Genomic DNA, 20012 nt, shown 5'->3' on the forward strand with positions numbered 1-20012 from the left:
TGAAGTTTTCGTGTAACCTGCATCGGAGGCTTTCAATGCCGCTGGATCCTATTTGTAAAAAAATAATATCTGACAATACTGAGTATTTCTCAGATTATGGGGGAAAGAGCTATTATTTCTGCAGTCCCGAATGCAAACAGAAATTCGATGCTCTAGAAAAAAGTGTAATCCGGCTCAAACGGAATCTTAGTGAGAAAGAGAGGATTTCCTTTGGAAAATTAAAAAAGGACATTATAAAACCAGGAATATGTACTCTATGTGGAGCCTGCGCAGCAAGTTGCGAGTATATTACGATAGAGGACGGCGCACCAAAATTGGTAGGCCCCTGTAAAGCCTGTGGGGTCTGCTACTACCAGTGTCCGAGAACCATCACCACAGAAGAGGGACTTATAGGGAGCTTCCGCTTCGCATATGCAGCAAGATCTGCTATTCCCGAAATAAGGGGACAGGATGGAGGAGTTGTAACATCTCTGCTTTTGTATGCCCTTGATGAGGGTTTAATTGACTCTGCCGTGGTTACTACTCGCTCAAAGGAAGAGCCCTGGAAACCTGTACCAGTAGTTGCAAAAACAAGGGAAGAGGTCCTTGAGAGTAGCGGCAGCATCTATTCTCACTCAATGACGCTTGAAGCTCTTATGAGTGCAATTAAACAGGGGATGAACAGCATTGCGTTCGTAGGGACGAGCTGTAATATTGATGCAGTCACTAAAATGCAGAAAAGTTCCTATGGATTTCTACATCTCTTCATGAGAGCAAAGGTTCTCAAACTCGGGCTCTTTTGTATGGACACTTTTTCCTATGAAGGAATTAAAGCAGTACTGAAAAGTTATGGAATTACGCTGGAAAATGTAGATGCCATGAAAATTCGGAAAGGGAAGTTTGAGATTACTCTGAAGGACGGAAAACAACAAATCCTTGACCTCAGCGAATTTGACGAATACAGAAGCTCTTCCTGTCGTTTCTGTACGGACCTTACTGCCGAAAACTCAGATATCTCTTTTGGCGGAGTTGGCAGCCCCAGAGGCTGGACTACAGTCCTTACCCGTTCAGCTCTGGGATACGAAATATTCAATGAAGCCGTAGACAACGGTTACATCGAAGCCCGACACCTTACCGACGACGAACTTGAAAGAGTACTCAACCTCGCCAAGATGAAGAAAGTCCAAATGTATGACCTCAACAGAAGGCAAAAAAAGTAAAGACCTTAAAAATAGATTCTGCAGCCAGTAAAAACCTACCCCGTTACACCCACGAACTCAAAGTTAAAAATCAGCTTATCTTGACCATAATTCAGCCCTCTTGAGCGAACGAAGTGAGCGAAAAGGGCACCGTCCTCCCGAGACGGGACTCGGGTGACGGAACGCGGGTGACGGAATGCGGACTGCAGTTCAGAGCCTTCAAAAGGAAAAAACTTTACTCAGCTGTTCTAATTAGCTTCAACTAACTCCTCAGGATGAAGAGACTCGGCTAAAGGTTCCTGATCTTCCTTCTTGAACACAATTTCAGGAATGATTGCTGTGGTCAAACAGTAATAACATGGACAACGCCGCTTTGTAATCTCATTAAATTTTTCAATTTCTTCCTTGTCCATTTCCGAATCAATTGTTATCTCGAATTTAATATGCTCATAGATAGGAATTACAGGTTCCTGGAAAAATCCAAAACTTGCACTCATGTCCATATCAGCTTTGACCTTTACTTTGAACTGATTGAGTTCTATACCCTCCATTGCAGTCCATTTGGCAAAAGTAGCTGCAAAACAGGATGCTATCCCATACAGACCATACTGTACGGGATTGGGGGCAGTCCCTCCACCTCCTAAAGCTATTGTTTCATCCGATTGAATTAAAAATTCTCCTCCTTTTTCGGTATTTATTTTTACGGAGAATTGAGGCCCTGTTTTGCCTATCTCCCAATTTCCTTCAAACTCAACTATTTTTTTGGTTTTTGAAAGATCATTTTCTGCTTTTTGAAGAGTCTCACCAAATTTATCAACATCTACTCTATTAACTATCAATTGTTCACCTCTTTTGACAGTATCTCAAATTTGCTGTAAATTTGAAGTCAAGTTTTTGCGTACTATGGAGAAAATTAATCTTCCGAGACGTAATTTTTTACACAGTAACTTTTTGATATTTGTGACTTTACAGAAAAATTGGCACACTGCCCCTCTTTTCTAAGATAACTTTTATAGATACCAGAATTTTAAGATAATTTCAAGAGACTTTTAAAATAATTTAGAATAACGCCAACAAAATTTAGAATTATAATTTAGAATTATAAACATGTAGATCATTAATGCAAAAGTATACTTTCAGTTAATGTGGGAATAATCTGCATTGAACACGATAGAAAAAGTCAGAATCAAAGGCATTTAACATTAAAAGCACCTTAATTGTTATTATACTTCAATCCAATCTGGAAAAAGAAAAACACTGATAATTTTACGATCGTTCGATCTCAATTACTCCAGATACATGAGTTTCAGTTAAAAAAATGCCTCTTAGTTCTCACTGTTACTACCACTTTCAAATTTAATCTAAAGTATAAAGATTTATCGATATAATCACAAAAATTTAATATTGATTAAATATGAGAGACCATGAATGATGTTTAATAAATAAGATTTCTCAATTTTTACGAGAAGCTATGTTGAAAGCTTCCTCCTCCCCTGGTCTTTGAAAATACGAAGAATATATATTTATCACATAAACCTATTTGTATTATGCAGCAACCAACGGCATTTATTCGGAATTATTCTATTTTTGAGGGACTTTCATGATCACAAAAGAAGATGTAGAACATATCGGCTGGCTTGCTCGCATTGATATTAGCGAACAGGAAACAGTTGAATACATGGAAAAACTTAATTCAGTGCTGGGGTATTTCGGACAGCTTGACGAGTTGCCGACTGAAGATGTAGCTCCCACATACCACGTGGCTAAGATTTATAACGTGTTCAGGGATGATGTGGTGGAAGAATGTCTCCCGCAGGAAGTTGTTCTGGAAAACACCGAACACAAACAGGACGGAGCCTTCAGGGTTCCGAAGATAGGCTGAGGAGTGGTTTTAATGGCAAAATGGATGAGTGTTGCACAGGTAAAAGAGAAAATTGAGGAAAGCTCAGCCGAAGAAGTAACAGCTCAGTACCTCGAAGCTATAGGAAAGAGCAAAATTAATGGTTATATAACGGTCTCTGAAAAAGCTCTTGAGCAGGCGAAGAAAATTGATGTCGAGGGGCACGATGGTCCGCTTGCAGGCGTTCCAATTGCAATAAAAGATAATATTTCCGTAGTTGGACTGCCAAACAGTTGCGGTTCGAAAATTCTTGAGGACTATATCCCGCCATTCAATGCTCATGTTATTGAAAAGCTTCTCGCTGCAGGCGCAGTGATTCTAGGAAAGACCAACATGGATGAGTTTGCAATGGGTTCTTCTACTGAAACCAGCTACTTTGGGCCGACTGCAAACCCATGGGACCTTGAAAGAGTACCTGGTGGGTCTTCAGGTGGCAGTGCAGCAGCTGTTGCAGCAGGAGAAGCTCCTTTTGCCCTCGGATCTGATACAGGAGGATCTGTACGCTGCCCTGCAGCTTTCTGTGGAGTTGTTGGACTTAAACCGACATACGGAGCCGTGTCCAGATATGGAGTAGTGGCTTATGCAAACTCTCTTGAACAGGTCGGACCTCTTGCAAACAATGTGACAGACATTGCAGTGCTTATGGATGTTATAGCCGGCTATGACCGTAAGGATTCGACTTCAATTGACAGTAAAACCGAATATCAGAAAGCTCTTGTCGATGATGTAAAAGAACTTAAAATAGGGGTCCCGAAAGAGTTTTTCGGGGAAGGCATCCATCCAGATGTTGAAAAGGCTGTCTGGAATGCCATACACAAATGCGAAGATCTCGGAGCGTCCTGGGAAGAGGTTTCTATGCCTCATATAAAATATGCCCTTGCTTCTTATTATATCATTGCAATGAGTGAAGCATCCTCAAACCTTGCAAGATTTGACGGAACACGCCAGGGATATAGAGCAAGCGGTGAAAACTGGCATGCTATGGTTTCAAAAACAAGAGCTGAGGGTTTTGGGACAGAAGTGAAAAGAAGAATTCTCCTTGGAACCTATGCCCTTTCAGCAGGCTATCACGACAAGTATTATTTAAAAGCCCTGAAAGTCAGAACTCTTGTGAAGCAGGACTTTGACAAGGCTCTCTCAAAAGTTGATGTGCTTATGGCTCCAACTATGCCAAACCCTGCTTTTAAGATAGGAGAAAAAATTGAAGACCCGCTTACTCTCTACCTTTCTGACGTGAATACCTGCCCGATCAATCTTGCAGGAGTGCCTTCACTCTCAGTGCCTTGCGGTTTCACTGACGGCCTCCCAATAGGGCTTCAGATAATGGGCAAGCCATTTGACGAGCCTGCTGTGCTGCGTGCAGCATATACTTTCGAGCAAAATACTGATTATCACACAAAGAGACCTCCGGAGGTGGCATAAATGGTCTATCAAAATCCTGACGGAGTAAGAATCGGGCTTGAAATCCATATCCAGCTTAATAAACTTAAGACCAAGATGTTTTGCGGTTGCTCTACAGACTATCACAATGCAGCCCCAAACACTCACACCTGTCCAATCTGTCTGGGCCTTCCGGGAACACTTCCGGTTCTGAACAAAAAAGCAGTTGAAGCTGCAATTAAAGTAGGGCTTGCCCTTGAAGGAGAGATTGCGGAAGAGACACAGTTCCACAGGAAGAACTATTTCTACCCTGATCTTCCCAAAGGTTACCAGATCACGCAGTATGATTTTCCAATCGTAAGCAATGGAAAAGTCGTAATTGAAGGAGAAGATGGAGAATATACAGTAGGGATCACAAGAGCCCATATGGAAGAAGATCCCGGCAAACTTGTGCACATCGGAAGTATAGAGAAGTCAAAAGGTGTCCTTATCGATTATAACAGATCAGGCGTGCCTCTGATTGAAACTGTTACAGAACCTGATATGCGCAGCCCCAAAGAAGCTAGAAGGTTCCTTGATAAGTTCAGGAATATCCTTGAGTATCTGGATGTTTTTGACGGCAATCTTGAAGGAGCAATGCGTGTGGATGCAAACGTTTCAGTCCACTGGGGTACCCGTGTTGAGGTTAAGAACATCTCCTCGCATAAAGGAGTTGAAAAAGCTCTTCTCTATGAGATTATGCGACAGAAGAATGTAATCCGTCGTGGAGGAAAAATCTCACAGGAGACTCGCCACTTCGATGAAGGTAGAGGTGTAACGCTCTCAATGAGGACAAAAGAGGAAGCTGAGGATTATCGTTACTTCCGAGAACCTGACCTTATGCCTATGCGCATTACCGATTGGATCCCTAAAATTAAGGAAACTCTCCCTGAACTTCCGGATGCAAAACGTGCTCGTTTCATAGATCAGTACGGAATTACAGATATGCATGCAAAGTCTCTTACATCAAAGATTATGCTTGCTGACTTCTATGAAGGCGTCTGTGCAAAAGGAGTGGACTCGAAGATTGCAGCTACCTGGACGGCTGATGTCTTCCTTGGGGAATTAAATTACCGTGACCTTGTAATCTCTTCTTATGACGGGGAGAGAATAGGGTTTATCCATGCAAAAGACCCGGAGATAAAGAATTCTATCAAGGTTTCGGCTATGGTAGAACTGGTTAATATTTTTGCCGAAGGTAAAATCAGTGATCGGGCTGCCGTTGAAGTCATTCGAACTATGCTGGACACTGTGGAGGAAAAGACCCCGTCCCAGATTATCGAAGAAAAAGGCCTTTTCAAAGCTGAAGACAACCTGGTGACTAAAGCAATTGCCGAAGCAATCGCCGAAAACGAAGCTGCAGTACAGGACTATCTTGGAGGCACGGAGAAATCCCTGAACTTCCTTGTGGGACAAGTCATGAAAAAGACAAAAGGTACGGCAGACGCAAAAACTGCACGCGAACTGATAATTAAAGAACTGAAAGGGTAACCCTACAGGGTTCACCTTTTTATTACATTTTAACTTATCTTACGTTTCTTAATAAAGTATTCAGTTGATTTCATAACCTGAGCTCTTCTAATCCTCAGTCTAATCCTCGTTCTAATCCTCATTCTAACCCTAATTCAGGATTTATTTTTCAAAATGGGTCTTCTAAATGTGTATTAACTCAATCCTGAATTAATAAATCTCAGGCCTCCGATCCTCTATGATGGAACCAGTTTTTCTGATCTCTTTTAACTCTTCGAGATCGATTTCCCCTATTAGAGCACACTCTTCCTTTCCGGCTTCTGCCAGAATCCGGCCCCATCCATCGGCAATAAAAGATCTGCCTGGATAAGTTGAAAACCTATCATTTCCCGCTCTGTTACAGGCGATATGTAGCAGTTGGTTTTCAATTGCTCGAGAAAGGGACATAATGCGCCAGGGATAGATATAAAAATCAGGCATGTCAGAAGCTGAAACCAGAAAATCCGCTCCTTCAAGGGCAAGTTTTCGGGAAACTTCCGGATACCGGATTTCATTGCAGACCATAAGCCCCATGGAGAGACCATACTTTTTCAGCCGAATAGGATGTATATCTTCTCCAAGTGCAAAATATTCTTTTTCAAGACCATAAAGCTGGGTTTTTCGGTGGATGCCAGCTAGCTTTCCGGACTCAATACAGAACCCCAGGTTGAACTGAGGAGGAATATTCATTTCATTACTGAATTCTGAGCCTACTCTCTGTTCTATCATCGACCCTGCAAGGATACAATCATATTCCTTTGAAAAATCACATAAGGCTCCAATGGTAGGACCGGAAGCAGTTTCAGCTAGCTCAGATATGTGGTCATAACAAAAACCGGTGGAGAAAACTTCCGGAAATGCAAGCAGTTCAGCTTCTTTCGAAACCGCTTCTTCTGCCAGGGAGAGGGCACGCTCAAGGTTTTCCTTTTTTGAACAAAGGGAGATATTCATCTGGATGCAGGCAACTTTCATGGTTTTCACTCTTTCCTTGCACGAATTATAAGTTATTTTACTTCATAAAGTTACTCCATTTCATAGTGTTAGATTGGAGGCGCAATAAAAGCTGAAAAAAATTTGAAAGACCACAAACAAGGTTTTACAGGCGAAGTACACACAGGGAACATGTAAACTTCAAACTTACAGGATTCTCCTAACAAGGAAACATTGCAAAAGAGAGATTGAAAAAGAGAGATTGCTAAAGAGAGATTGAAAAAGAGAGATTGCTAAAGAGAAATCGATAAAAAGAGACAGTGAAAAACTTCAACCGGAAAGGACAGAAGAGAACAGGCAAATAGGATCTATCAGTAAATTATTCAATCCGTTTTTCTGGTCTCGTTGACTAAGAGTCCACGTTTTTTGAGTGAATTAGCTTATGGAGGAAATCAATATTATTTACAACTTCTCCAGCTTTTTATAGACTTGTGCAGGAATTGGAGGTTTCGCTGATTTATGGGAGTCACTTTTGTTTGGTTTTTAAAGGGTGTTCTTCTGAGGTTTTTTGAATTTTTACATTACTTAACAGATCGAGACTTTTGTAGAGTTACTGAGGGAATCGAAACTTTTTAAGGCATTATTACAGATTGTTTCCGAAAAGTTATTTGGCCTGTCCAAACATATGTCTTTTTCCGGTTTATTTCTGGGTTTATTTCTGGGTTTATTTCTGGGTTTATTTCTGGAATTCAGATTTTTGTTGACCGGACAACCCCAAGGCTTTCCATAATTTTCATTTCCGCTGGTGTGATAAACATTCCGTTACTTAACAAAAACCCATGCAAAACGGGTTTGGAAGAAGTCTTATGGGTTGCGTCTTTCATTTCTGAAACTCCATTTGTTTTGTGGTAGTCCATGATTTGACACTTGAACTACGGAAAGAAATTACCGTGTTATAGTATAAATAAATTTCCCTCATACTGAATAAGTTAATTTAAAAAAGGTTTCACACTTTATGCAACTAACATATTTCCCAAATCTTTGACTTTGCTTTCAAAGATGAGTGATTTTACGTTATCCGGCGGCTTTATCTGTGTATGCCTAACAAAAGAATAATCCTACCAACAACGATTCCATTACGATGGCAGATATTTCTCCATATTCAGAAAAGAAAATAACGATGCTTGTTTAGTGTCCATTTCTTCCACAATAATTTTGCTTTTTTTGGATTCTTTTTCCTGAACTACTGCAATCTTAATTTCAGACAGTTTTTCAATCAGTTGTTTCATAGAAAACCCATATATCTTTGCTTCCCAGGCCAAATATCTGTAGAAAAGCAGGCCAATCATAGCCAAAAATACATGAACCCTTATATTTTCATCCTTGTGGTGATAAACTGGTCCTACAGGGACAAGTAAATGGTCGTTCAACAGCTTAAAATCGTCTTCAACAAGGTTTTTACTGTTATATGTTTTCACTATCTTTTTAGTATGCCACTCCTGCTTATCCGTAAACAGAATATTCTTACCAAACGTTTTTTCACACCTTTTTTCGTTTTCCCCATCAACCCAGAACTTCAACTGAGGTTTTTTCCTACCTTCAGGAGCTTCAATTATTTCGTATTTAATGACAGTCCTGAATTTTTTAAGAATAATTTCTGCAACTTCATTTTCGACACTGCTTCTGTTTCTCTCTTTTCCTTTACTGCTTTCTAATCTTCTCTGCAGGTCTTTCAGTTGATCAATTATTTTTGATTTGTTTGTTTCATAAGTGCTTTTTTGGAGTTTGTAAGTCCCTTCATTATAGGTAATTACGGTTGTGAATTCTGTTCCGTAGAACTGATGTTTTGTCCGGCACCCAAAAATCTCGTTACCTTTTGTATTCTTATACAGGTATTCATACCTTGAAAGTGGAACATCAAGGAGATCCTCAGCTTGATTTGCTTTTGCGGCTCCTACAAAACTCATTTTTGAGATTACCTTTTCAATGTTATCCTTAGAGTTGTTACCCTTATCGAAAACAAGAACAAGATCTTCAGAACAGATATTTAATTCAGTTAGTCGATTTATGATTTTGTCTACAATACCCGAAAATTCTTCCGAATCAGGAACATTTCCAGGATAAGTTTCGTGAATAAAGGGTATATTGTTTTCATTTACAGCCAGTGATACACAAATTTGATTTTTGTCTTTACGATGCTTTTTGTTATATCCTTTATGAAGCAGTTCACTTTTTTCATCATAATTAGTGGCAAAGGTAAACCAGTTTGATTCATCAACAAACATTATTGATGGAGTTAACCCCTTCTCAACAAGAACCCGACAAAGGTCGTCTTCAATCTTTTTCATCGTATCTGAATCAATGTAACTCATTTGGTTCAGGAAATTCTGGCAATTTAGTTTGTGAGGAAACTTCCACATGAAAGATATTGGGGATTTTTTGAACCAGTCTTCGATCCCGTTTTCACTTAAAATGCCGTGACTTTTCCCAATTATATCGAGTAAAAGGTATTCTCCAACACTCAATCCATCTATTAATTTTTTGTCAGTATGCTTGTTTACTATGTCAATGAATCCAAGTTCTTCATTTACATGAAGGAGTGCGGCAAGCTTGCCGTACTCAAAAGACTTAAGTTTATCATAAGGCATCGATTCACATTGTTTTTTCATTTCAAGTATTTTTTCTGCACTACCCAGATAAATCTGAAAAACAGTCTTTACCTTTCCGTTAACCCTGGCAGCTTCTACAATGTACCAGTAAGGTTTGCCTTTGATAAGTTTCTTTCTCAAAAATACCATACTCTTTAATTAGGATCAACCTTTATATATACTTTTCCAAGTAAATCATTATCAATAGACTTATTAAAGTGAATTTAGTAGTTAGGATCAACAAATCAAAGAGAAATGAAAAGGCATCTGATAGTGGTTTTGAGGAAAAATCCAGGCAAAAATCGCACTTCTTTGAAAGTAAAGTTTGAAGTAGACATCCAAACCGACGGGAAAAAACTTTCATTTCCAGTCAACTTCATTTAACCAAAGATTTTTATAACCGTTGTTCAGAAAAAAATATATGGCCATCCCTACAGCCAGGTACTCTGAAACCGCAACTGTCAAGATAGATTATGAAAAGTGTAAGGCCTGCGGCCTCTGTGTTAAAGTCTGCAAAGGAGCCCCTCTCTACCTTGAAAATAACAAAGTAAAGATCGACCAAACCCGCTATTTCGGCTGCATCGGCTGTGGGCACTGTGTTGCAGTTTGCCCAACAGGAGCCATTGCGGTTGAAGGAAGAGACATAACCCAGACTTCCTTTATAGATATTCCAGTGGAAGAGACCCGCGCCGGGTACGGAGAACTTATGGCTCTCATGCTTTCCAGGCGCAGCGTCCGGGAATTCGAGGACAGAGGAGTTGAACAGGAAAAAATAGACAAGATCCTGGCAGCAGCAAGCACGGCGCCCATGGGAATTCCACCTTCAGATGTTGAGGTCCTGGTTATAAAAGGAAAAGAAAAAGTAAGGGAATTTTCCGATGACATGTTAAAGCTTATAAAAAGCCAGAAATGGATATTTTCGAAACCCGTACTTCTCCTGATGCGGCCTTTCATGAAGAGAGAAGAGTATGAAGTTGTTGACAAATTCATGTATCCGGCTATTGAAGCCTTTGAAGAAATGAGAAAAGAAAACACTGATTACCTGCTCTATGAAGCACCCCTTGCGATGTACTTCCATGTTTCTCCTTATGCTGATCCCGCAGATCCACTTATCACAGCCACCTATGCAATGCTTGCTGCCGAAACCCTGGGCCTTGGAAGCTGCATGATAGGAACCATTGGTCCAATGCTGAAAAGTGGGGGCAAGGAAGTAAAAGAAAAGTACGGAATCAATATCCGAAACCAACCGGGAATAGTGGTCATTTTCGGTTACCCTGCAGTAAAGTACAGACGCGCTATCCGGAGAAACCTGGCTCAAGTCCATTATTATTAACAAAGAATTTTTTTAAATTGCTATCTGACCTTCTTCCTCAACCTTACAATTTAATATTCTTCAAACTCGCACTCAACTCTCTTATCCTCTCGAATTCATTCTTCACTTCAGCCGAAACCCTGTTAAAAGGACATCCAAAATAGATACAGCGGCAGCACTCATACCTCCATATCGTTAGCAAGAAAATCGAAATAGAAACCAGGTAAGCACCCAATAAAAACGGTTCTTTCAAAAGCCAGGGAAGCGGAAAGATAATCACGGCCATGAACCCAAGACTCGTAATGGCGAGATCGAATTTTCCTGGAGGATACGGCCTTGGCCTGAAATGTTTCGGCCAACCCCAATTCATCATGCATCTCACTTTTTTCTCACTCATTGCATAGTAAGGGCAATGGGTGCAGAAAAAACGCTGTTCCAGGACATAAAAGTGAAAGAAGACTAAGAAAAGATAGGCAAGTACCCACCCTGTTGAGTAAATGCCAATTGCAAGTCCCGCCGAAAATAGAAGAACCAGCGTTACGAAGTACCAGTAGAGAAAGTCCTTAAATTCGTGTTTTATTTTAAGGGAAACGCATCTATTTGAGCCTGACACCCTGAATTCATTTTCAGAAAGATCAAAGTTATCTGAGAGGTCCCCTCTCTTTTTAAAATCTTTTTTGATTTTATCCGGCACCCGATTCACAGGACACTCAAAGTTAATGCATCTTACACATTCATACCGATGGGCTGTCAGAAAAAACAGTATCCAGGCAACAATATAAGCTCCCAGAAGTAGAGGGTCACTGATCAGCCAGTAAACCGGAAAAAGAAACACGGACAAAGCCCCAAGAACAATAATAATCTTTTCAAAACGGCTGTGAGGTCCGGGACGATCTTTAAAAAGTTTTGGTACTCCAGGAAGCATCATGCACTTTACGCAGCCTTTGCTCCGGATATAGTAAAAACAATGAGTACATGCGAACCGGAGTTCTATAACCAGGAAGAAAAAAAGGGCTATTCCTATGTAAACCGCTACCCACTTGAGCGAATCTCTGGCAATCCCTATTGAACCGATCAGGAAAGGTATCACGTTTAAGAAATTCCAGTAGAGGCGGTCTTTAATAGAATGTTCTGTTTTGAGAGGATGCATGATGCCTGAAGAGGACATGATGAGTTTTTGGGAAAGGAAAAGGTATAAAGGTTTGGATTTTACGGTGTTTTACTGGAAAGCGGTCTTTTGAGGAGGAGTAATTTCTGAAATCGAATCAGGGTCACGTAAATAGATACAAAATAATAAACTATAAAAAGATACATACTCAAAGTTCTAAGTAGGACTAACATATTTTTTGAGTGATCTAATGGCAGTTCCAGATTATCAATCCTTAATGCTTCCTCTGCTTAAATATGCAGGAGATGGAGAAGAGCATAAAATTCGCAATGCTATTGAGCATCTTGCAGAAGAGTTAAGATTAAGCGAAGAAGAAAGAAGAGAACTTTTGCCAAGTGGCCAGCAAGCTGTATTTAATAACCGTATTGGATGGGCACGTACTTACCTGAAAAAAGCTGGTTTGCTTGCTTCGGGAAGAAAAGGATATTTTTCTATTACCCAGAGAGGACTGAATGTCCTTAAAGATAATCCTGCATATATTGATGTTAATTTTTTAACTCGATACAAAGAATTTAACGAGTTTCGTCGAGGAAAACAAGTCGAGAATATTGAGTTAGGCAAAGCCCAAAATAAAACTGAGCAATTAGACCCATGGGAATCTCTTGAACTCTCATACCAACAACTTCACAATGAGCTTGTCTTAGAAATACTCTCGGCAGTAAAGAAGTGTTCTCCCACTTTCTTTGAATCTACAGTAATCGATGTCCTGACAAAAATGGGATATGGAGGTTCAAGAGCAGATGCAGGAAAAGCAGTCGGTAGAAGCCACGACGGTGGGATCGATGGAATCATAAAGGAAGATAGGCTTGGACTTGATGTAATTTATATTCAGGCAAAACGCTGGGAAGGCACTGTCCCAAGACCTGAAATCCAGAAATTTGCAGGCGCTCTGATAGGAAAGAAAGCAAAGAAAGGAGTCTTTATAACAACCTCTACTTTTTCAAGAGAAGCTCTTGAATATGCCAATTTCACAGGGAACATTGTATTGATTGATGGAGAAACGCTTGCAAGACTAATGATTGAGTATGATGTGGGAGTTTCAAAAGTAAAATCTTATGATGTTAAAAAGATTGACACGGATTATTTTGATGACGGATTAACGTAACTATATTTTTATTTTTTTCTTTGTTTACTGAATGAGTCCGTCCCAAAACTAATTTTACCCTCAAATAAGTAAAGTTTCAAAACTATTTTTGTGATGAAAAAACAATTGATTATTTTGAATATGGGATTCAAATAAACAATTTTGAGTTTTGAAAACAGTTCTTCAATAGATACATATACTTGAAGTCACAATAATAGTTTGATTTCAAACTAAATATTTGAAACATGCAAATGTAAATATATCAAAAAAGAGATATTGGTTATTGATGTAAGCTTTGAGAGGGGGAGATTCCAGAGGAAAATATAATTTCTTGAATGAGATTTCCCAATTTGAAGATAAAGTTGCCTTTTAAGAGAATTTTAAGTTGATTCAGGATAAATAAGGAAATCGAAATAACACAAATGTGATAACCTGCGCTTGCAGGAGAATAAATATATATCTATATTCAGGTGATATAAAACTGATTCTAATCTGCTTAATTTATAAAAATAAGTTCAGAAACAAGAATCAAAGACCGAAAACCCAGACATTAGCCTGGGAGGACGTCGTGTGAGAAGTCATGAAGAACATGCTTAGAACTACAATTTTGCTTGCCGCCCTTACAGGTCTCCTGGTTCTGATAGGAAGCCACTGGGGTACAGGCGGAATGATTATTGCGTTCCTGTTTGCAATAATTATGAATCTTGGAAGTTACTGGTACAGCGACAAAATAGTACTCAAAATGTACAGGGCAAAGGAAGTTTCACCTGCGGAAGCTCCAAACCTGCACAAGATCGTCGATGGACTGGCCATGAAAGCAGGAATCCCAAAGCCTAAAGTGTATATCGTAGAGTCCGGAATGCCAAACGCCTTTGCAACCGGGAGAAACCCAGAGCATGCGGCTGTGGCTGCTACAACCGGAATTCTTCAGCTACTCTCTTATGAAGAAATGGAAGGCGTGCTGGCACACGAGCTCGCACATGTGAAGAACAGGGATACCCTGATAAGTGCTATAGCTGCAACCCTTGCAGGTGTTGTCACAATGCTTGCCCACTGGGCACAGATAGCTGCAATTTTCGGTGGCTTGGGCGGCAGGGATGATGACAACGGAGGAATCATAGGCCTCATTGTAATGATCTTTGTAGCGCCTATTGCTGCAACTTTGATTCAGCTTGCAATCTCAAGGTCAAGAGAATATGCAGCCGATGCGGAAGGAGCCAGCATATCCAGAAAACCCTGGGCTCTTGCCAGTGCCCTTGAAAAACTCGAATATGGGAACTCTCACTACAGTCCGAGAGTTTCAGACGTGCAGGCACAAGAAAGCAGCGCCCATATGTTTATTGTCAATCCATTAAAAGGAGGAGCAATTCAGTCTCTCTTTAGCACTCACCCAGCAACCGATGAAAGGGTAAGGCGTCTTAAGGCAATGAGGTTCTGAGAATATTTCTCAGACCTTTATTTTTTAATTCTTTTATTCATACTTTTTTTGTTTAGTTTTCCAGGTTTTCCATCTTGATCCTGTTATTCAGATTTTGTTTTATCCGGATTTTAATTCAGTTTATATCCAACTGCTTTTTTTCTTTAGATTTTATTTACTCTCCCTTCCATATTTTTTGTCCGGAATTTCCATGTCCTTTATTTGCTCGGAATTTCCATATCCTTTTTTTGTCCGGAATTCCATGTCCTTTATTTGCCTGGAATTTCCATGTCCTTTATTTACCCGGAATTTCCATATCCTTTATTTACCCGGAATTTCCATATCCTTTTTTGCCCGGAATTTTTTTAAATCTGGTATGATATATGCTATCAATATACACAGTGAGATTTTGAATTAGATCTTAGAGAAAGCACTTATAAAAGAAAGTGGTGAATAAAGAAAAAAGAATAAATAACTACCTATGTAGAATATTGTGCCATATTTAGCTATGGGAAAATGTTGTCCGAAAAATCCCAAAAATTAGAGACATTGATCAAAGTGCTGGATTTGAGATATTTCGGATCAGGATATCAATTGTGCACACCCTATTCTGATTTTATCGGGGAATTTTCAATGGAAGATAGATTCGAAATTGGCAGGATTATCAGAGCAAAAACTATCTCTGACGCATGGTACCGCGGGCTTAACATCATCCAGAATCACGGACAGGTTATTACGGATGAAAGAGGAAGCCAGATCAGGGAATTTATGGATTTGATGATCATAATTGAAGATCCCTACACTGACAGAATCCCGCATGAGACTGCCTGGAATGAAGAAAGGCTTGAAGAGTATGCAAAGCAACTGATCTCAGGAGAAAATACACAGGACTTTGAATACACATACGGACAGCGCCTTAGGAACTGGCATGGAAAAGTAGATCAAATAGATTATGTGATCGAAAAGCTACAGCAAAATCCTACTTCCAGACGAGCAATCGCAGTTACCTGGATTCCTCCTGTAGATACAAAAGTTAATGAAGTTCCCTGCATGATGCTCGACGACTTTAAAATAAGAGATGGAAAGATACACCTCACAACTCTCTTCAGAAGCCACGATTTTGGAGGAGCCTATCCGGCAAACCTTTACGGGCTCTCGAAACTCCTGGAGTACGTGGCTGATAGGGTAGGAACAAAACCCGGAACGATCACAACTATCAGCATCTCAGCACATATCTATGATCATGACTGGGATATGGCAGAAAATATCGTAAAAGGGGTTAACTGAGTTCTAAATTGAGCTTTAAACTAAGTTTTAAATTGAACTCTAAACTGAGTTCTAAATTGAACTTTAAACTAAGTTTTAAATTGAGTTCTAAACTGAGTTTTAAATTGAGTTTTAAACCGCCTTTAAATCATATTCAAAATATTCAATTCTGTTCAAGTTATTAGCAGCGTTGTAAAAAGGTTATTCAGAAGCTAGAAGTAAGCACCTGAATCTCATGAAAAAACCAAATAAGAAATAGAAGAGATCTGGTACATATGCGTGTTTCTATTGACAAATCCTCGATCAAAGGGGAAGTCTTTGCCCCACCTTCAAAGAGCTACACTCACAGGGCTGTAACCCTGGCAGCTCTTTCAAAAGAATCAACCGTCGGGCGTCCCCTGATTTCGGCCGATACACTTGCCACAGTCCGGGCTTCCGAGATGTTTGGGGCCTCAGTTGAGAGGGAAGAAGACAGGCTTATTATCCACGGAATTAATGGGAAACCCAATGTCCCGGATGATGTAATTGATGCTGCAAATTCAGGGACAACTCTTCGCTTTATGACCGCAGTAGCAGCACTTACTGATGGAATTACAGTGCTAACCGGAGACGCCTCCCTTCGTACCCGGCCAAACGGCCCTCTTCTTGAAGTTCTTAATCAATTGGGAGTAAAAGCCTGTTCCACTCGAGGAAACGAGAGAGCTCCACTTGTCGTAAAAGGCGGACTTAAAGGACAGGATGCGAGCATTGACGGCTCTATCAGTTCCCAGTTTATCTCAGCCCTTCTAATAACCTGCCCGCTTGCCGAAAACAGTACCACCCTTTATATTACAGGAAAACTTAAGTCCAGACCTTATGTGGATGTAACCCTTGAAATGCTTGAACTGGCAGGCATTAAAGTTCATGTCGATGACAGTAATGGCACCAGATTCATAATCCCGGGAAAACAGAAGTATGACTTCAAAGATTATACTGTTCCCGGCGACTTTTCCTCTGCATCTTACCTCCTTGCAGCCGCAGCTATGACGAGTGAGTCTGAGGTTACAGTCAAGAACCTCTTTCCCTCAAAACAGGGGGATAAGGTAATCATTGAAATCCTGAGACAGATGGGAGCAGATATTACCTGGGATAAAGAAGCAGGCAATGTGACCGTCAGAGGAGGAAGACAATTAAAAGCTATAACTTTTGATGCCGGAGCAACTCCTGACCTTGTCCCTACAGTTGCTGTTCTGGCTGCAGTTGCCGAAGGAACTAGCAGGATTGTAAATGCCGAACATGTCCGATATAAGGAAACGGACCGCCTGCGAGCCCTCGCAACCGAACTTCCGAAGCTTGGGGTAGACCTAAAAGAGGAAAGAGACAGCCTGACAATTACCGGCGGAAAACTGCGTGGAGCATCAGTGCATGGCTGGGATGACCACAGAATAGTTATGGCTCTTTCAATAGCAGGAATAGTTGCAGGAAATACAACAGTTGACACAACAGAGTCTGTATCGATTTCTTACCCGGACTTCTTTAAAGATATGCGCAGCCTTGGAGCAAAAATGGAGAAAGTCTCGGAAGAATTAAGTTGAAAGTACAGATTTCTAAGTGCGAATTAGCAGATTAGAAGAATATTAAATAAAGCCAGATGCCGATTTAATATGAGTTTGATAACCTATCGTAAAAGGTATCCTCATATTTTCAATGTTTTTCTTGTTAATGTTTTCTTGTTAATGTTTTCTTGTTAATGTTTTCTTGTTAATGTTTTTTTGATGTTTTCTTGTTAATGTTTTCTTGTTAATGTTTTTTTTACTGTTTTTACTGTTTTTACTGTTTTTTTGTAATGTTTTCTTGCAATGTTTTCTTTTTTGATAACCTCCGAGAGGTCAAAAAATTAGTTATTTTCTAAGTGAATCTGAAATGAAATACAGAATTGATAAAAAATAACATAGTACTTATACAAAATATTCTATATTTTAGTATATGGAAATGAGGTGTAGGTGTGGAGATAGATGCATAAAGCCTATTTCGGAAGCGCTAAAAGACATTGAATTATTCTACAAACAATGCAAAGATTGCAAAACCGAAAAAATAAAGAAATTCTCGCCTCTAGCAGAACAGATTAATTTAGATGAAATAGATAACTATTTTGGAAGTTGTAAATGCGGGAAGAGGCAACTTGATATTGTAATGGCTCACGTGCTAAAAATAATGATCGATGAAGGAATAAAAGATAAAAAAGCCAATTTAAGGAACTCATGTGTTCCTCTTGTGACTCCTGGCTATCCAAATGATACTGTTCCCTATTTGCCTAAGGGTTGTTTAGTAATATTATCTAATGAAGTGGATAAAAAATGTGCTGAAAGAATTATAAAGGAAGTTGAGGAAGTTAGAGGGGTTTTAAAGGGAGATATAAGAAAAACTGTGGGCGTAAAAGATTCTGATTCTAACCCTCATGTATATGAACTTCTTGCCGGATGCGATCTGAGATGTGATATTGTACAGACTCCTTACGGTGCTTTAGGAACATACAAATATCAGCGTGAAATTCACATAGAGTTCCCACAGATAAAATCACCCAAAATAGAGATACTTGAAAAAGCTTTGAAAGATTATGATAAGCCTACTGTTCTTGATTGTACATGTGGCCCTGGTACTTTAGGAATCGCATGCCTTAAAGCAGGTGCACGAAAGGTTGTTTTTAATGATATATGGAACCCTGCAATAGAAACTACTTTGGTTAATTTAGAAGCTAATGGATTTCCAGTCAAACTTTCAGGCAGTGAAGGTGAATTAATAGCATCTGGAGACAAGTTTGAAGTTTATAGTATGGACGTAAGAGAACTAGTGAATTGGTTGGATGAAAAATTTGATGTTTGTATTATAGACACATTTCCTGGTGTGGATACAACAGAATTTGTTGAAGCCGCAGGCAAATTAGGCAAAAAAGTTGTCGTTATCTAAAGTAGAATAATATGAATTGAGAATGTATCAAATTTAGTCTTTTTGTTTAATATTTTGGAATACATTATTGAAGACTCTAAGCAGCCAAAGATCTTTCCTAGTGAACCGATTCCAAAATAAATCCATTTTAGACTATTATTTTACCAGAACTACATCTCTTTCTTATTTTATGTTCTCACATAAATAAGACTGATTTTCGTTAACTTGATTTATATATTGACTAGTCCTTTGTATTATTCGTTTATCGAGTCGACTCTTAGTCCTCTCAACAAGCTTTTTCAACGACTCACCTTCAGCTTCATAGGTATATATGTTATGCCGTGCTCCGTAGTCTTTTCCCCCGTAATAACGAAGCCAAGTCTCTCATAAGCTATTACTGCATAAGGAGATGAATGTACTGAGATAAATGAAACATTCGGTTGCTCTTCTTGTACTTTAATAATTGCTCTAGCTAGAAGCTCCCTAGCGATACCATGACCACGATAATCTACAAACAAAAGAGCTATCCTGTCAGGTGGCATAAATTCTATCATACCAACTATTTTCTCGTATCGAAAGGCTAAGAATACAAAACTGCCTGATGCAGAACGTTCTGCCATAGACACAGGGTTTGCAAAGCGATAAAACTCTTTTATTCCTTCATCATTAAAATCCGGTGCTACAAGCTTATCAAAGACTTTCCTGATCAAAGCACAGATATATTTTTCTTCACCTGATTGCATGGTTCTATAATATATTCTTTTCATAATATTCTTTGAATGTTCCTTATTCATTTATATTTCTTTTCTATATAGTAAATTTAAGTATAGACAATCTAGCATTCGATTCCAAAATTAACTATCAACGGAAGAAGAATTCATTGATCAATGGACGAATTAAAAAGTTCAGGTTTGTGAACGTATTTTGGAATCAAAGCACTAGTGTACTTTTTTGACCCATCTCTCAATTTACCATTACTGCTTTTACGCTCTTATTTTTCTTTTGCTTTTAAAATACTAGTGTCAAGAAAATTTAGTTATTGGTCATTTTATTGGTCATTTAAAGCTCAGAATCATTGTGTGCTGACAAGAAACTACTAAAAATTATGTTCAATAATTAAGTTGCCATGACACTAGTACATTGAGCTTTATTCAGTTTCTTGTGAGTTTTAGAAAAGAAAATAAAGAGTTGTAGTTTCCATGAAATCATCAACTTCGTGAAAGAAAGTTCAAATTTATAATTGATACATAATATTT

Annotated in this window: 16 protein-coding genes; 10 read left to right on the forward strand and 6 right to left on the reverse strand. The window is 39.3% G+C overall.

All coding sequences use genetic code 11. The features are described from left to right. Positions 1-35 precede the first annotated feature (35 nt). The gene (locus MSVAZ_RS17995; RefSeq protein WP_048123243.1) at positions 36-1199 is read left to right on the forward strand and encodes a Coenzyme F420 hydrogenase/dehydrogenase, beta subunit C-terminal domain; all 1164 of its coding nucleotides are present in this window, start codon (positions 36-38) and stop codon (positions 1197-1199) included. Between the two features lie 227 nt (positions 1200-1426). Here the strand turns inward: MSVAZ_RS17995 and MSVAZ_RS18000 are convergent, their stop codons facing one another. Then, positions 1427-2017 carry an OsmC family protein gene (locus MSVAZ_RS18000; protein WP_048123245.1) on the reverse strand — a complete coding sequence of 197 codons (591 nt, stop codon included), beginning with the start codon at positions 2015-2017 and terminating at the stop codon, positions 1427-1429. 761 nt (positions 2018-2778) lie between these two features. Here MSVAZ_RS18000 and gatC point away from each other — a divergent pair. From gatC to gatB, 3 genes are read left to right on the forward strand one after another with little or no spacing between them, the layout of a single operon-like run. Next, complete coding sequence (gene gatC, locus MSVAZ_RS18005; protein WP_048123248.1) at positions 2779-3060, forward strand: Asp-tRNA(Asn)/Glu-tRNA(Gln) amidotransferase subunit GatC; 282 nt, start codon at positions 2779-2781, stop codon at positions 3058-3060. A gap of 12 nt (positions 3061-3072) precedes the next feature. Continuing rightward, positions 3073-4500, forward strand: a complete 1428-nt coding sequence (gene gatA / locus MSVAZ_RS18010; RefSeq protein ID WP_048123250.1) for an Asp-tRNA(Asn)/Glu-tRNA(Gln) amidotransferase subunit GatA — start codon at positions 3073-3075, stop codon at positions 4498-4500. After that, on the forward strand, positions 4501-5988 hold the full coding sequence (gene gatB, locus MSVAZ_RS18015) for an Asp-tRNA(Asn)/Glu-tRNA(Gln) amidotransferase subunit GatB (RefSeq protein WP_048123251.1): 1488 nt from the start codon (positions 4501-4503) through the stop codon (positions 5986-5988). 189 nt (positions 5989-6177) lie between these two features. On the opposite strand, the gene MSVAZ_RS18020 is transcribed toward gatB, so the two are convergent. From MSVAZ_RS18020 to MSVAZ_RS18025, 3 genes are all read right to left on the reverse strand, one after another. After that, entirely contained in the window at positions 6178-6978 is an 801-nt protein-coding gene (locus tag MSVAZ_RS18020; RefSeq protein ID WP_048123253.1) for a carbon-nitrogen hydrolase family protein, read from the reverse strand. Between the two features lie 707 nt (positions 6979-7685). Beyond that, positions 7686-7820 (reverse strand): hypothetical protein, encoded by a 135-nt coding sequence (locus MSVAZ_RS21645; RefSeq protein WP_255351950.1) that lies wholly within the window; start codon positions 7818-7820, stop codon positions 7686-7688. 252 nt (positions 7821-8072) lie between these two features. Beyond that, complete coding sequence (locus MSVAZ_RS18025; protein ID WP_048116854.1) at positions 8073-9734, reverse strand: IS1634 family transposase; 1662 nt, start codon at positions 9732-9734, stop codon at positions 8073-8075. Positions 9735-10005: 271 nt separating this feature from the next. Here MSVAZ_RS18025 and MSVAZ_RS18030 point away from each other — a divergent pair, with 271 nt between their 5' ends. Beyond that, the gene (locus MSVAZ_RS18030) at positions 10006-10917 is read left to right on the forward strand and encodes a nitroreductase family protein (RefSeq protein ID WP_048123254.1); all 912 of its coding nucleotides are present in this window, start codon (positions 10006-10008) and stop codon (positions 10915-10917) included. Positions 10918-10960: 43 nt separating this feature from the next. Here MSVAZ_RS18030 and MSVAZ_RS18035 read toward each other — a convergent pair whose 3' ends face one another. Further along, positions 10961-12064: a hypothetical protein gene (locus MSVAZ_RS18035; protein WP_048123258.1), complete on the reverse strand. Its 1104-nt coding sequence runs from the start codon at positions 12062-12064 to the stop codon at positions 10961-10963. Between the two features lie 190 nt (positions 12065-12254). On the opposite strand from MSVAZ_RS18035, the gene MSVAZ_RS18040 reads away from it, so the two are divergent. The 5 genes from MSVAZ_RS18040 to MSVAZ_RS18060 all read left to right on the forward strand — a co-directional run bounded on the left by MSVAZ_RS18040 (position 12255) and on the right by MSVAZ_RS18060 (position 18777). Beyond that, the gene (locus MSVAZ_RS18040; protein WP_048123260.1) at positions 12255-13169 is read left to right on the forward strand and encodes a restriction endonuclease; all 915 of its coding nucleotides are present in this window, start codon (positions 12255-12257) and stop codon (positions 13167-13169) included. Between the two features lie 559 nt (positions 13170-13728). Continuing rightward, positions 13729-14586, forward strand: coding sequence for a zinc metalloprotease HtpX (gene htpX, locus MSVAZ_RS18045; protein ID WP_048123262.1), 858 nt, complete (start codon positions 13729-13731; stop codon positions 14584-14586). Positions 14587-15198: 612 nt separating this feature from the next. Beyond that, on the forward strand, positions 15199-15852 hold the full coding sequence (locus tag MSVAZ_RS18050) for a thymidylate synthase (RefSeq protein WP_048123264.1): 654 nt from the start codon (positions 15199-15201) through the stop codon (positions 15850-15852). A 254-nt stretch (positions 15853-16106) separates the two neighbouring features. After that, positions 16107-17405 (forward strand): 3-phosphoshikimate 1-carboxyvinyltransferase, encoded by a 1299-nt coding sequence (aroA, locus tag MSVAZ_RS18055; protein WP_048123266.1) that lies wholly within the window; start codon positions 16107-16109, stop codon positions 17403-17405. 391 nt (positions 17406-17796) lie between these two features. After that, on the forward strand, positions 17797-18777 hold the full coding sequence (locus MSVAZ_RS18060) for a 50S ribosomal protein L11 methyltransferase (protein ID WP_048123268.1): 981 nt from the start codon (positions 17797-17799) through the stop codon (positions 18775-18777). Positions 18778-19055: 278 nt separating this feature from the next. Here the strand turns inward: MSVAZ_RS18060 and MSVAZ_RS18065 are convergent, their stop codons facing one another. Continuing rightward, positions 19056-19550 (reverse strand): GNAT family N-acetyltransferase, encoded by a 495-nt coding sequence (locus MSVAZ_RS18065; protein ID WP_052728028.1) that lies wholly within the window; start codon positions 19548-19550, stop codon positions 19056-19058. Positions 19551-20012 lie beyond the last annotated feature (462 nt).

The sequence above is a fragment of the Methanosarcina vacuolata Z-761 genome, assembly GCF_000969905.1.
GTDB classification, from domain to species: domain Archaea; phylum Halobacteriota; class Methanosarcinia; order Methanosarcinales; family Methanosarcinaceae; genus Methanosarcina; species Methanosarcina vacuolata.

What these genes read in the sequence shown, in the direction of transcription:
- MSVAZ_RS18035 (WP_048123258.1), bottom strand. Translation starts at nt 12,064, where the DNA reads ATGTCCTCTTCAGGCATCATGCATCCTCTCAAAACAGAACATTCTATT.
- htpX (WP_048123262.1), top strand. Translation starts at nt 13,729, where the DNA reads ATGAAGAACATGCTTAGAACTACAATTTTGCTTGCCGCCCTTACAGGT.
- MSVAZ_RS18065 (WP_052728028.1), bottom strand. Translation starts at nt 19,550, where the DNA reads ATGAATAAGGAACATTCAAAGAATATTATGAAAAGAATATATTATAGA.
- MSVAZ_RS18030 (WP_048123254.1), top strand. Translation starts at nt 10,006, where the DNA reads ATGGCCATCCCTACAGCCAGGTACTCTGAAACCGCAACTGTCAAGATA.
- gatA (WP_048123250.1), top strand. Translation starts at nt 3,073, where the DNA reads ATGGCAAAATGGATGAGTGTTGCACAGGTAAAAGAGAAAATTGAGGAA.
- MSVAZ_RS18025 (WP_048116854.1), bottom strand. Translation starts at nt 9,734, where the DNA reads ATGGTATTTTTGAGAAAGAAACTTATCAAAGGCAAACCTTACTGGTAC.
- gatC (WP_048123248.1), top strand. Translation starts at nt 2,779, where the DNA reads ATGATCACAAAAGAAGATGTAGAACATATCGGCTGGCTTGCTCGCATT.
- MSVAZ_RS18040 (WP_048123260.1), top strand. Translation starts at nt 12,255, where the DNA reads ATGGCAGTTCCAGATTATCAATCCTTAATGCTTCCTCTGCTTAAATAT.
- MSVAZ_RS18060 (WP_048123268.1), top strand. Translation starts at nt 17,797, where the DNA reads ATGGAAATGAGGTGTAGGTGTGGAGATAGATGCATAAAGCCTATTTCG.
- aroA (WP_048123266.1), top strand. Translation starts at nt 16,107, where the DNA reads ATGCGTGTTTCTATTGACAAATCCTCGATCAAAGGGGAAGTCTTTGCC.
- MSVAZ_RS17995 (WP_048123243.1), top strand. Translation starts at nt 36, where the DNA reads ATGCCGCTGGATCCTATTTGTAAAAAAATAATATCTGACAATACTGAG.
- gatB (WP_048123251.1), top strand. Translation starts at nt 4,501, where the DNA reads ATGGTCTATCAAAATCCTGACGGAGTAAGAATCGGGCTTGAAATCCAT.
- MSVAZ_RS18020 (WP_048123253.1), bottom strand. Translation starts at nt 6,978, where the DNA reads ATGAAAGTTGCCTGCATCCAGATGAATATCTCCCTTTGTTCAAAAAAG.
- MSVAZ_RS21645 (WP_255351950.1), bottom strand. Translation starts at nt 7,820, where the DNA reads ATGAAAGACGCAACCCATAAGACTTCTTCCAAACCCGTTTTGCATGGG.
- MSVAZ_RS18050 (WP_048123264.1), top strand. Translation starts at nt 15,199, where the DNA reads ATGGAAGATAGATTCGAAATTGGCAGGATTATCAGAGCAAAAACTATC.